A 12585-nucleotide genomic window follows, 5' to 3' on the forward strand; every position below is an offset into this window, starting at 1 on the left:
TCTCATCACCTCTTGCCCTTTCCTCCCCTTCCTCCCTTGCCATGCCTCCTTGGAGGCTTCTGCCCCCTCTGTGGGGCCTGCGGGGCCTCCTTCCTCTTGGGCGGCGAGGCGTATACCTTCTTTATCTCTGCTATCCTCTGCTGAAGCTCAGAGTTGAGCCTGTCGCCTATGAACCTTCCGCTGAAGGCGTCAACCTTGGCCGCTATTGCAAGCTTTGCCGCTAGGGCCCTGGCTATCTTGCCCCTCTGCCACTTGGGGGCCCTGAATATCTCTGGGTACTGGAATATTACTCCATGCTTTGGCGGCCTGCCGCCGGTCCTGAGGGCCCTGAAGAGCGCCTTCTCCGCGCCTAGCACCTGAATGGTACTCGCTGGCATCGTGGCTAGCCTGTCAAGGCCACCTGCAAGGCTTATGAGCCTAGCGCCGAGCAGCGGCCCTACCAGCTCGGTTACGTTGGGGGCCACCTCCTTCATTACCCTGCTTACGTAGCCCTCCAGCTGGTCCCTGAGGTCGTAGAGCTGAAGTATTATGCCTGCGAAGGTCTTCATAGCCTCTATGTCGTGCTCTGATAGGTCGGCACCTATGCTCTTCTTCGCGGCGCTGGCTATCTTCTCAGCCAGCTGGGGCGGGACGTGAAGGTCCTTTAGTTTGTCCTCCGTGAAGTTCTCCTTGTCGCCTAGCTCAGCTACAAGCTTGACGTACAGCCTGTGATCCTCTACAATATCGTTAAGCTCAGGGAAGCTTACGCTGTACCACTCCCTCAGCCTGTTTACAAACAGGTTCACAGTTTTATCTATGTCATCTATGGTCCTTATTGAGTGTGCTGCCAGGAGGTCACGCTTCTTGGCCGCCCCCATGAGGCCCCTTCTTGTAAACTCGAAGGCCACGTTGAACTCAAAGGCAGGAGCCTCAGAGTCGTTCTTAATGAACTCCGACTCCACCAAAAGCTGAGGAATTCTGGACCTCACAGAAAGGGCCACCTTATTTCCCTCGTCAACGGTGGCCTTAAGTCCCTGCTGGTTTAGGTACTTAGCCTCCTCCTCGCTCTCCACTATTACTTCCTCAGGGTTGAGCTGCTTTACCTTGTCAACCAGCTTGATAAACGACTCGCTCAGCTCGCCCTTGGATATTTTAATAGTCTCGGCCACCAGATCGTCAAAAGACTTCGGCAAAGGTTCAAATGCTAGCTCTTTGCCGCTCTCGTCGACAACGTAGCTACCTGCCATGGTGTCAACGATGTAAATCTTCAACCCTTTCACCGCTCCTGGCTAACGTCTGATAAAAGAAGATTATAACCTTAAACGAGCCCTTTGCCAGTAGTTCTTGCATAGCTGTCAACCGGCAGAACTTCTTCAGTTAAGGCGTCTCCGCTGATACCAGAAACCTGAGGAGGGTAACAAGAAGTGAGGAGGAAGGCCATGGCTTAGGCTCGCTCAGCTGGAGCGTCAGAAGTGCAAAAACTGAATTGAAATACGAGGCGCTGGAGGAAAGGTTTTAAGTGCAGGCGGTATTTCCATAGCGGTGAGCGCTACTTGCCTACGCACGGATCAATGACCAAGGCTGGTAAGGTCAGGAAAGCGACGCCCAAGATAGAGCCCAAGCATAAGAAGAACCAGCCGCCAAGGATAAGGAACAAGTTAGAGTTCACCAGGAGGGTGCTCAAGGCAGCCCAGCAGGCCGCTCCCTCAAGGGCAGCCAGCTGAGCTGCCTTCCTCTTCTTTTCGACCCATTATTTTACTTGTTATTTAACCCTGAGCTCACCTGTAGCCTGCGGTGAGGCGTATTTCGCCCAACGAGAGCGGACCCTACTACGGCTACACAGGCGCCGTGGCAAAGAAGCTGATAGAGGCCTCAGCAAAGCCAGGGGACATAATAGAGGTCTTGAGATCCGACGGCTCCAGCCTTGTGGGAACCTTAATGCCTAAGAGCGAGTTCTCCGCGCCTGACATAGTGGTACTTAAGCTTGATAATGGTTATAACGTAGGTGTAAGGATAGATGAGGCCTCCAAGGTTAGGGTCGTAGAGGAGGGGTCGTTAACGAGCCACCCAGGCGAGCCTGTGAGCCTCTCGGAGGAGGAGGTTAGGCCCCCAGCCGAGAGGGTTCTTATCCTGGGCACCGGAGGCACTATAGCGAGCAGGGTTGACTATGAAACTGGGGCTGTTAACCCATACATGGACTCCAAGGAACTGGCAGCCTCTGTGCCAGAGATGTTTAAGTACGCTGCTGTAGACTCCGTTCAGTTCATGTCAATATTTAGCGAGGACATGACCCCAAGGAACTGGCAAGCTATAGCTGAGGAGGTAGCAAGGTACTTTGACAAGGGGTACTCCGGCGTAGTGGTCGCTCATGGGACTGATACCATGGCGTACACAGCGGCCGCCCTCTCATTTGTCTTCCACAGTGGCCTGCCAGGGCCCGTGGCGCTGGTCGGCGCCCAGAGGAGCAGCGACAGGCCCAGCAGCGACGCGGCGTTTAACATGACCTCCGCTGTCCTCGTGGCCTCAAGGGCGCCCTTCGGGGAGGTCTGCGTGGTGATGCACGGTGAGACGGGCGACACGTATGCTCTAGCCCACAGGGGGACAAAGGTGAGGAAGATGCATACCAGCAGGAGGGACGCTTTTCAGTCCATAAATGACGTGCCCCTAGCCAAGGTCTGGCCCTATGAGGGCAAGATAGAGATGCTCAAGGACGACTACAAGCGTAGGTCGAGGGAGCTCAGGCCCGAGAACGGCTTTGACGACAAGGTAGCGCTAGTAAAGTTCTTCCCTGGCATGACAAACGACATAATAGATTTCCTCGTCGACAAGGGTTACCATGGAATAGTGATAGAGGGCACGGGCTTCGGCCACATAGCCAACGCCCTGATACCTTCCGTGCAGAGGGCCGTGGAGGAGGGGGTACCCGTGGTTATAACCAGCCAGACACTGTTTGGAAGGGTTAACCTCAATGTATACAGCACGGGAAGGCGCATGCTTCAGGCCGGGGTCATACCGGCGGAAGACATGCTGCCGGAGACCGCCTACGTAAAGCTTTCCTGGGCGCTCCACAGAACCAGGGACCTGGGAGAGGTCAGGAGGTTGATGCTAACTAACCTTGCGGGCGAGATAAATCCAAGGCATGAGCTTAAGCTGTTCCCGAGGTGGTACCATGACAGAGAGTGACGAACTTAACTATGAGGCACTAGGACTTAAGGTGGGCCTTGAGATACACCAGCAGCTCAAGACCAGGACTAAGCTGTTCTGCAACTGCCCAGCAGAGCTCACAGAGGAGAGCGCACCTGAAAACTTCGTCAGAAGGCTCAGGCCCACGCGCAGCGAGACCGGAGACGTTGATATAGCCGCGCTCTTCGAGTACAGGAAAGGCAGGGTCTACAGGTACGAGGCGCCCAGGGGGCACTACTGCCTTGTAGAATCTGACGAGGAGCCGCCACACCCAATAAACAGGGACGCGGTGGCCATAGCTATTGCCGTAGCTAAGGCGTTAGGATCAACAATTGTAGACGAGGTTCATGTCATGAGGAAGATAGTCATAGATGGCAGCAACACAAGCGGCTTCCAGAGGACTGCGATAGTTGCGCTGGGCGGCAAGATAACTGTTAACGGGAAGGACTACGGCATACAGACAATAGTTGTCGAGGAGGACGCTGCCAGGAAGGTCGGCGAGAGCGGGCCTGAGATCTCCTACAGGCTTGACAGGCTTGGAATACCACTTATAGAGATCTCAACGGCCCCTGACATGCACACGCCCTCCGAGGCCAGGGACGTGGCACTCGCGATAGGCATGTTGCTCCGCATGACAGGCGCCGTTAGAAGGGGGCTTGGAACCATAAGGCAGGACCTTAACGTAAGCATAGTGGGGGGCGCCAAGACCGAGATTAAGGGAGTCCAGACCCTGGAGCTCATAGATAAGATAGTCAAGTATGAGGTGATGAGGCAGGTAAACTTACTCAAGATAAGGGACGAGATGATAAAGAGAGGCATAACTAAGGAGCTCATAAGGATGGAGCCTGTTGACGTGACCAACATATTCAGGGACACCAAGAGCAAGGTAATAGCTAAGGCCGTAGCTTCAGGCGGTCGCGTCCTAGCTATAAAGCTTCCCAAGATGAAGGGCCTCCTCGGCACCTATGTGCAGCCTGGCAGGAGGTTTGGCACCGAGATAGCTGACTACGTTAGGTTCTGGGCCAACGTACAGGGTCTGTTCCACAGTGACGAGCTGCCAAACTACGGCATATCGCAGGACGAGGTGAATGCTGTCTATAAGGCCCTGGGGGCTGACCCAGGCGTAGACGCCTTCGCCATGGTGGCTGAGAGGGAGGACAGGGCGCTCAAGGCGCTGTCAGTCATTGTGGACAGGGTTAGGCAGGCGCTTGACGGAGTCCCAGAGGAGACAAGGGCCGCCAACGAGGACGGCACGACTAAGTACATGAGGCCAAGGCCTGGCAAGGAGAGGATGTACCCTGAGACCGACATACCCCCGCTGAGGGTGACTCCTGACATACTTGCTGAGGCAGAGAAGCTTGTGCCAGAGCCACCCGAGGCCAAGGTAAGGCGCTTCGTTGAAAAGTATGGCATGAGCAGGGAGCTTGCACAGAAGGTTGTCTCAGATCCCAGGCTGCCCATAATAGAGGAAATGATATATACATATGGCTCCTCCGTGCAGCCCACGCTGATAGCCTCCATATTTGTGACAATAATGAAAGGCCTGAGGGGTAAAGGCGTTGACGTAGACTCCATAGACGAGGACAGACTTGAAGGCCTCATAAAGCTCTTGGCTGACGGCAAAATAGCTAAGGAGGCCATTGAGCCTATACTCACTAAGATGTCCGAGGACCCCAAGATAACGGCCGAGGAGGCGGCCAAGCAGCTGGGGCTCATGGGCATGAGCAGGGAGGAGGCCGAGGCAGTGATAGACAAGGTAATAGCTGAGAACATGGAACTCATAAAGCAGAAGGGCGAAGCCTCGTTCAGCACGCTAATGGGCAAGGCCATGGGAATTCTCAGGGGTAAGGTTGACGGTAAGACGGTTTCAGAGATCCTGAGGTCAAAGCTAAGGCAGCTAACCTCCTCAGGCTAATCACCCTGAGCGCAAGAGGAGTAAAGGGAGGTCGCGTACTCCAACAGGTCCCTGACCTTGCCCTCAGCCACATTTATCTCATAAACATCTCCCCTCAACGTTACAAGAGGCCACTGTTTACCTGTCCCATCCTCAACAAGAACCAGTAGCGGCTGCCCCTCGGGCTGCGACCCCAGCAGGGCTTCAGTCCTCATAGAATTAACCATAAGTGACGGAGGATCCCTATAGTCTATGGCGACAGCAACGCCCCTGACCATAACGTCGCCTGAGGCCGTCACATGATAGTTGGGCTCCCTCGAGCCTGAGAGGCAGCCGTCAACCCAGTCATGCGATACTATCTGAAGCCACCTTGCTGGAGGCCTTTCACTGCTTATGAGGGAGCCCACGCCGGCGGCTAGCCTAACTGGGCCTGATGAGGTGCTCACGCTGACGATCGACGGCGACGTAACAAATATGGCGCCGCTGGCCAGGGCCCAGTCCCTTAGCGACATGATCTCCTGCCTGCCCAGCGTGAATATGGTGGCTGACTCCACAAGGTACATGCCAGTGTCGACTCTCGGCAAGCCGCTCACCTGGTAATTCTAGCCTAAGGGTTAGTGAACCAGTGAAAAAGGCTTCGATAGAGCATTAGCCTTAATAGGGCCCTTAACATACTGCAGGTTGGGCTGATAGGGACGGGTGTAAGGCTCTACATAGCTATCACAGTCATCTCAGCTCTACTTGGAGTCTTCACATTCTCATCACTGTTGGTGCTCTCGAACATCTTCAGGTGGCCCTCCCTTGTGCCGCCAATTGTTGGGATAGCCACAGTAGCTCTATCTTTTGTGTTCCTCAGGAGGGCCTCAAAGGAGTTCGAGACTTGGCTTAGCAATATAATCTCGGCCGCGGTAGGCTCTGGCGAGGACGAAGGGGATTACGGAGGCGACAAGACTATGGAGGATGGCGATGATGAGTATGATAATGAGGACGTGTTCCTTGTGTACTACCTAGTCTCAAACATAGCCAAGGAGATATATGGCCACCTTAAATCCGTAGAGATGGTGGCGTTCACTGATGACTTGGTACTTTTCTACCCTGAGCCTTTTGAGCTTGGCCTTGAAGGCGATGAGGGGGAGGATTATTATAATGACGCCGACTTGGACGAACCTGATGAACCGGAGGCTGAGCTGCTTGATGGAGACAAGCTTATAGTTAAGCTGCCGGCCAAGCACTTCGCCCAGCTGGTTAAAATAGTCCAGGGAGGAGATGGGGAGGTCGCCGTGGTGAGCAACGAGGAGGAGCTCAGGAGCCTCTACAAGATAGCCAAGGCCATAGCTGAGGCCGACATAAGTGACGAGGGCCTGGCCTCCTACAGCGCTTACAAGGCGCTGCTAAAAATGATGAAGAACTCTAGGCTCAGCGTCCCTGACCAGTTTAAGGATCTCATACCGTTTGAGAACAGGGAGCTCAGAAGAAAGGTGAGAGAGCAAGTCATGGAGGAGGGCATGATATAAGGCTTCAAGCCTTCTGACCTGCCATGCCTGGGTAAAAGCCCTGCGGATATGGAGGGTAGCCCATGTAGATCTGCCCTGGGTACTGAGGCGCCATGTAGTAAGGCTGCTGGGCCTGCACGAAGGCCCTCTCGTACTCTCTCCTGATGTCCTCATCTAGCAGGTGAAGGTACACCTGCGTGATCCTTATATCGCTGTGGCCTAGAAGCCTCTGAAGCACGGGAAGGCTCATCCCCCTCCTCAGAGCCTCGGTCGCGAAGGTGTGCCTAAGCACGTGAGGCCTCACCCTGTTGGCATCTATGCCGGCCCTTCTCGCAAGGGACTTTACCCTGTCGTATATTGCCTGGTAACTTAGCTTCACCACCCTCTCGTTAGGTCCGCCGGGCGGCAGCACAGAGAGCACTGACCTGGCGACCTGGCCAAGCACCACAAGCCTCTCCTTGCCGTACTTTCCCCTGACCCTGGCCTCCCCCTTAGCTAAGTCTATGTCGCCCCACGTCAAGTTGACCACCTCCCTTGCCCTTAGTCCTGACTCAGCCATCAGGGAGAGTATGAGCAGGTCGTAGAGGTCCCTGGCCTTAGACATCATGGCCTCGACCTCCTTCCAACTTAAGGCTCCGCTGAACTCAGACCTATGCTGAGGCTCTGCCGGAAGGCCTGAGATGCCGAGCCACTGGAGGAACCTCCTAACAAAGATAGTGTAATAGTGAACTGTCGAGCTCCACCTGCCCCCTCTTGGTCCCACAGGCCCCTTGGACCTCATCTCCGAAAGCCAGGAAAGGTAATCGGCCTGAGACAGCTGGGAAACAGGCCTTGAGGCGCCTACGTGAGACGCGAAGGACTGCAGCGCCGCCCTGTACGACTTGAGTGTTAGCCTTGAGGCCCCAGAGGCCTCCAACGCGCTAAGGAAGCTTTCAATGGCGTCGGCAACGCTCCTTAAATGAATATCTGACTGGGGCGGCTGAAGCCTCTTAGCAGGCAAACTTATCGCTCACCGGAGACGAGTAGCCAGCTGGGCCCGCTAAGGGTTCGGAGCCAGTGATACCGCAACAGTTTCACAAAACATAATCTCAGTTACGCCAGGGCCTCCCTCCCTGCATAACCGAGCTATCACAATGAATTTACAGCCCATTGCTTATAGGGACCCCGTGGTGATTAGCGTGCTTAGGTGCCCTTACTGCGGCTCCGAAAGGCTTGCGTGGAGTGAAGAGACAGGTCACCTAGTATGCCAGGACTGCGGGGCAATAATAGAGGACCTGATAGATGATAGACCTCCACGGTTCGGTGATGATGCGCGGAGGGCCATTGAAGGCCCTCCCCCTAAGGGGCCTCTTGAGGTGGCCCTTGAGAGGGCCTCGGCCAGGGCCGTGAGCAGAGGCAAGCTAGTTGAAGTCGTAAATGGCATTATAAGGCTTAAGTCGCCTGCGACTAGGCATGACAGTGAGTCCTTGGAGGCCCTCAAGGTAATAGAGGAGTTTCCCGAGCTTAAGTCAAGAACCGAGAGGGTTAAGGTTGGCCTGGCAGTCTACGCAACCCTTAAGGCCCTCGGAATGAGCTCCTCCAGGGCCCTCTCCGAGGCTGCAAGGAGGTCAGGGGCCTCACCTAAGTCCATAGAGACGGCCGTAAGGAGGCACAGGGCGGCCTTCATGATGTATGAGGAGCTCGTGAGGGAGAGGCTCCTGAGCCCAGAGCGCAAATAACCATGGGCTCCCTCCGAAATCTAGGGTTAGCGGTTGCCAGACCCAGCTGCCATAGCTAAGAAGATACACGTGCCCTCCTACAGCGAGGTGATGCAGAGAATTAAGAACAGGTACCCTCACAACGTGGGCACTTACGAGAGGGAGAGGAGATCCCTTGACCTAGTTAAGGACGTAATAGTGGGGAAGACGGAGCCCGTAGTTCAGCTGAGGTCGCTGCTCAGGGGGCTCCACCCGTTTTACTTAAGGCTCCTCAGCATAAGTTTTGACATGGAACAGGTTAACAAGGACATAGAGTGTGTCATGAAGGCCAGGGCGTTAGCGCAGAGGATGTGGCAGAGCTACAGGTACAGGCTGCTCGCCGCCGAAAGTGAAAGGGAAGCCAGAGCCATAGGCAGGGAGGCCAGAGGAAGGATGATGTCCCAACTTAAGAAGTGCTCACAGGGCCTTGAGAGGCTCAGGGAGATAGTTAAGTTCCTCGCCGAGCTGCCCGGCATAGACGTGAGCAAGCACATAGTTATAGTCTCTGGCCCCCCAAATGCCGGCAAGTCCACGTTCCTTTCGTCAGTTTCAAGGGCAAAGCCTGAGATAGCCCCCTACCCCTTCACAACTAAGAACATTATAGTAGGGCACGCTGACATTGATGGCGTTGAAGTTCAAGTAATTGATACCCCAGGCCTGCTTGACAGGGACGTCTCTAAGATGAATGAGGTTGAACTAAGGGCAGTGACAGCCCTTCAGGAGCTTCCAGGGCCTGTTCTTTACCTTATGGATCCGACGCCTGAGGCCTCTCTAGACCTGAAGTCCCAGGTCAACCTCCTCTTCAGAATCGAGGATATGCTGGGAAGTAACCGCAAAGTTATTGTAGTAATTAACAAGATAGATGCAGTTGATGCCAACAGACTTAACCTTGTGGAGAGCCTCCTCTTGGAGTTAGGCGTCTCAGAGTATATGAAGATCTCAGCCTTGGACAAGGAGGCCTGCCTTAAAGTCCTTAGGGAGGCCCTGAAGCCTAAAACATAGGCTTCTATCAAAGACTATCGAGGAAAGAGAGGAAATATTGGCTGCAAGCCAAAAATATAAGGCTAATCTAAGTCAAAAAGGGGCCAAGCTTGACAAGACAAGGCTTAAATCCAGCCCCTCAGCTTCATTGCCCTTACTACCTTGTCCACAGCTATGGCCTGCGCGGCCGTCCTCATGCTGTAGGCTCCTCCGAGGCCTCCGAGCTTCTGCTCCCAGTAGTTCCAGACAGCGTTGAAGTTGTCAGTCATCTTCTGCATCAGCTTGTTCTTGGCCTCCTCCTCGGTTATCCAGCCGCCCATCCTGTTGTTGACCCACTCTATGTGGCTCATGACTACTCCTCCTGAGTTAGCAAGTATGTCGGGCACTATGACCACCTGCTTCTTTACAAGTATCTGCTCTGCCTCGGGGGACGTGGGCCCGTTGGCGCCCTCAACTATGAGCTTAGCCTTCACATTGTTAGCATTGCTGGCATTTATTACATTCTCCACAGCCGCAGGGATCAGTATATCAACGTCGCTGGTCAGCAGCTCGTCATTGGTTATCTTCCTCTCAACGTCCGGGTAGTCAATGACAAAGCCGGAGCCCTTCTTAGTTATATAGTCCCTAACGGCGTCAGGGTCGAAGCCCTTGCTGTTGTATATGCCTCCCTTTATGTCTGATATTGCAACAATCTTAGCGCCCATCTCCTTGAGGAACTTAGCGGTGTAGTAGCCCACGTTGCCAAATCCTTGTATGGCCACGGTCTTACCTTCTATGCCTCCCCAGAGCTTCTTAGCCGCGGCCTGGGCGACTGTGGCCACGCCGAGGCCTGTTGAGTATATCCTAGTCTCGAGGCCTCCCAGCTCAAGAGGCTTGCCAGTAACGACGCCCAACTGCTTTAGCCCAGTCCTTGACTCGTAGGCGTCCAGGAACCATGCCATGGTCTGCGGGTTTGTGTTTACGTCGGGGGCTGGTATATCAAGGTCAACGCCCACGAAGGGCGATATTGCTGAGAAGTAGTTCTTGGAGAGCTGCATGAGCTCATACTGGTTAAGCTGGAATGGGTCTACCTGTATGCCTCCCTTAGCGCCTCCGTAGGGAAGCCCTGCCAGTGAGTTCTTCCAGGTCATCCACATGGCTAAGGCCATTACCTCGCTCAGGTTGGTCTCAGGGCTGTACCTGACTCCTCCCTTGTAAGGGCCGAGGGCGCTGTTGTGCTGAACCCTCCAGCCTATGAAGACCCTTAGGCTTCCGTCCCTCATAACAACGGGTATCTTGACCTGCACTATCCTTTCAGGCGTAGCCAGCATGTCATAGACTTCCTTGCTCAGGCCCAATATGCTTGCCGTGACCTCCAGCTGCTTCTTAGCCTCTTCATAGGGGTCCAGCCTTACGGCCAACGCAAATGCACCTCGCGTGTATACAGAGATGTTTCACAAGATATATAAATTCTTGCTAAAATAGTCTAAGAGTTATTCTTATAGGCTTTAAAAGAAATAGACCATTTTTCTAAAAAAGATATTAAAAGGAAGTCCTTGAGCGACTCCTCCTAAGCCAACCTATAATTGCTAGTAACAACACTACAAGGGCTGCCACTTCCATTACCGTGGACCACTGCGACACCGCCGCAGGGCTCATGTGAACCCTGAGCGCGGAGTTAAACGCTCTGAACTCTACCCCAATGGCGCCAAGAGCTAGCGACCAAAGCGCTGCAGCTACAAGTCCGCTCACGTCGTCGTTGCCAACCTTTAGTTCAATAGATGAGGCCTGCCTTATTGTCCTAACTTTCCGCGCCGCCGCGCTGCTCATCGCAACGTAGGCATAGTAACCAGCTATGGTGCCAGGTATGAAGCCTGCTGTGAATATGAGCCCAAAGATGCTCAGCGCGGCAAGGCCGCTCCAGAAGCCGCCGACGCTGCAGCCCTGAGCCATCCTGGCACCTATAGCAAGTATAACGCCTCCGAGGAACGCTATCGCCATCTCAGCTGCGGCGTTAGTGTTCCTGGCTGGGAGCCTGATTGAGAACGTGCCCCTCCAGATGGCTGACACCATGGCGCCGGAGAGTATCATTAGTATGAAGAAGGTGAACACGCTGGCTATGCCAACTGTCTGGAACCAGTTAGTTGGCATTGACGTAGAGCCGAGTACCCCACCAAAGGGAGCCGTTAGGTACTCGCCAAGGAGCCCAACGGGCGTGGTCACCCCGAGGTAGTTGAAGCCCCTGCCCGCCAGGAACACGAAGGATGCCACCATGAAGAGCCCAAAGACAGTCCCAAGCAAGTACGGCGAGCTCCAAACCTTTCCCTTCTCGCCGCCTGTCCACGCAAGCCTGTTATGCCTCAGCCAGAGGGCAACTGCCATAATTCCAGTGAAGAATATGATGCCAACAAGGGCAGCGGCGAGCCTCATTGACAGAAAGCCGTCAAGGAGGCTTGGCACGTAGTTCTGAGGGGCCCCATTCATTATGCTGAGCGAGGTGTCGTGGTGCCACCACCAGTTAAGGTTGAGCCCGTCAAATATTGGAAAGGCAAATACGACAGTGCCAACTATCATGCCAGCTATCTCAAGCCAGTTGACCAGGTAGCCCTGACCGGCCTTCCAAAGCATGCCTACCATGCAGCCCTGGCCGAGCATTATGCCGAAGCCAAATATGAAAGAGCCTAACAGGGTGTACCAGCCAGCTCCTGGCACCTTAAAGTAGGCGTCTACCGCAGGCACAAGCCCTGACGCCACCAGGAGCCCGTCAAGGAGCGCGGAGACGGCCACGCCAACAAGTATCATCTCGTAAACTCTGCTGTACTTAACGCCCATGACCTGATGGGTTGCTATCACTATACAATACGTAGTCCTCTCCGCCAGGACTCCGAACAGGAAGCCCAGGACTGCGTAGAAGGCTGCGTCAACCCAGGGGTCCACTCTGAACAGGGGGACCCCTGTCAACTATTCCCACCAATTCTCATTATAGAGAAATTGCTTAAAAACTTTCTCTCTTTAGAAAAGCGTAGGCGCTATAGGGTAAGATTTTTATAGAGAGAATGCCCTTCTCTAATATGAGAGTGGAAGCATGAGCGAGGGCAGAAGGGTTCTGGTAGACGCCAGGGGGCTCTCGTGCCCAGGCCCCATAACTGAAATAGTTAAGGCCTACAGGAATCTAAAGAACGGAGACACCATAGAGATCTGGGCCACAGACCCCGGCTTCAAGCCTGACGTTGAGGCCTGGGTTAAGAGGACTGGAAACCAATTGGTAGAGGTCAGGGAGGAGAAGGACAAAATAGTTGCCGTGATAAAGGTTACAGCCAAAAAATAGCTCGTTATCTCC

At 54.3% G+C, this 12585-nt stretch carries 12 protein-coding genes; 7 read left to right on the forward strand and 5 right to left on the reverse strand.

Going from position 1 to position 12585, the window contains the following annotated elements; all coding sequences use genetic code 11:
- Nucleotides 1-5: 5 nt before the first annotated feature.
- Complete coding sequence (locus ACZ5GQ_RS04565) at nt 6-1259, reverse strand: C/D box methylation guide ribonucleoprotein complex aNOP56 subunit (protein ID WP_498856003.1); 1254 nt, start codon at nt 1257-1259, stop codon at nt 6-8.
- A gap of 273 nt (nt 1260-1532) precedes the next feature.
- Between ACZ5GQ_RS04565 and ACZ5GQ_RS04570 the strand changes: the two genes are divergently transcribed.
- From ACZ5GQ_RS04570 to gatE, 3 genes are all read left to right on the forward strand, one after another.
- Nucleotides 1533-1703 carry a 30S ribosomal protein S30e gene (locus tag ACZ5GQ_RS04570; protein ID WP_498856004.1) on the forward strand — a complete coding sequence of 57 codons (171 nt, stop codon included), beginning with the start codon at nt 1533-1535 and terminating at the stop codon, nt 1701-1703.
- A gap of 124 nt (nt 1704-1827) precedes the next feature.
- Nucleotides 1828-3162 carry a Glu-tRNA(Gln) amidotransferase subunit GatD gene (gene gatD, locus ACZ5GQ_RS04575; RefSeq protein ID WP_498857374.1) on the forward strand — a complete coding sequence of 445 codons (1335 nt, stop codon included), beginning with the start codon at nt 1828-1830 and terminating at the stop codon, nt 3160-3162.
- Nucleotides 3149-5077: a Glu-tRNA(Gln) amidotransferase subunit GatE gene (gene gatE, locus ACZ5GQ_RS04580; RefSeq protein ID WP_498856005.1), complete on the forward strand. Its 1929-nt coding sequence runs from the start codon at nt 3149-3151 to the stop codon at nt 5075-5077. Before gatD ends, gatE begins: the two co-directional genes overlap by 14 nt.
- On the opposite strand, the gene ACZ5GQ_RS04585 is transcribed toward gatE, so the two are convergent.
- Nucleotides 5074-5640: a hypothetical protein gene (locus ACZ5GQ_RS04585; RefSeq protein WP_498856006.1), complete on the reverse strand. Its 567-nt coding sequence runs from the start codon at nt 5638-5640 to the stop codon at nt 5074-5076. The two genes, gatE and ACZ5GQ_RS04585, sit on opposite strands and share 4 nt — an antisense overlap.
- A 186-nt stretch (nt 5641-5826) precedes the next feature.
- On the opposite strand from ACZ5GQ_RS04585, the gene ACZ5GQ_RS04590 reads away from it, so the two are divergent.
- Complete coding sequence (locus tag ACZ5GQ_RS04590; protein ID WP_498856007.1) at nt 5827-6570, forward strand: hypothetical protein; 744 nt, start codon at nt 5827-5829, stop codon at nt 6568-6570.
- Between the two features lie 4 nt (nt 6571-6574).
- On the opposite strand, the gene ACZ5GQ_RS04595 is transcribed toward ACZ5GQ_RS04590, so the two are convergent.
- Complete coding sequence (locus ACZ5GQ_RS04595; RefSeq protein ID WP_498856008.1) at nt 6575-7549, reverse strand: tyrosine-type recombinase/integrase; 975 nt, start codon at nt 7547-7549, stop codon at nt 6575-6577.
- A 178-nt stretch (nt 7550-7727) separates the two neighbouring features.
- Here ACZ5GQ_RS04595 and ACZ5GQ_RS04600 point away from each other — a divergent pair, with 178 nt between their 5' ends.
- Nucleotides 7728-8267, forward strand: coding sequence for a TFIIB-type zinc ribbon-containing protein (locus tag ACZ5GQ_RS04600; protein WP_498856009.1), 540 nt, complete (start codon nt 7728-7730; stop codon nt 8265-8267).
- 33 nt (nt 8268-8300) lie between these two features.
- On the forward strand, nt 8301-9287 hold the full coding sequence (locus tag ACZ5GQ_RS04605; protein WP_498856010.1) for an NOG1 family protein: 987 nt from the start codon (nt 8301-8303) through the stop codon (nt 9285-9287).
- 104 nt (nt 9288-9391) lie between these two features.
- On the opposite strand, the gene ACZ5GQ_RS04610 is transcribed toward ACZ5GQ_RS04605, so the two are convergent.
- Nucleotides 9392-10666: a Glu/Leu/Phe/Val family dehydrogenase gene (locus tag ACZ5GQ_RS04610; protein ID WP_498856011.1), complete on the reverse strand. Its 1275-nt coding sequence runs from the start codon at nt 10664-10666 to the stop codon at nt 9392-9394.
- Between the two features lie 121 nt (nt 10667-10787).
- The gene (locus ACZ5GQ_RS04615) at nt 10788-12206 is read right to left on the reverse strand and encodes a YeeE/YedE thiosulfate transporter family protein (protein ID WP_498856012.1); all 1419 of its coding nucleotides are present in this window, start codon (nt 12204-12206) and stop codon (nt 10788-10790) included.
- Nucleotides 12207-12330: 124 nt separating this feature from the next.
- Here ACZ5GQ_RS04615 and ACZ5GQ_RS04620 point away from each other — a divergent pair, with 124 nt between their 5' ends.
- The gene (locus ACZ5GQ_RS04620) at nt 12331-12573 is read left to right on the forward strand and encodes a sulfurtransferase TusA family protein (protein ID WP_498856013.1); all 243 of its coding nucleotides are present in this window, start codon (nt 12331-12333) and stop codon (nt 12571-12573) included.
- Nucleotides 12574-12585 lie beyond the last annotated feature (12 nt).

This window comes from Caldococcus noboribetus (assembly GCF_055389385.1).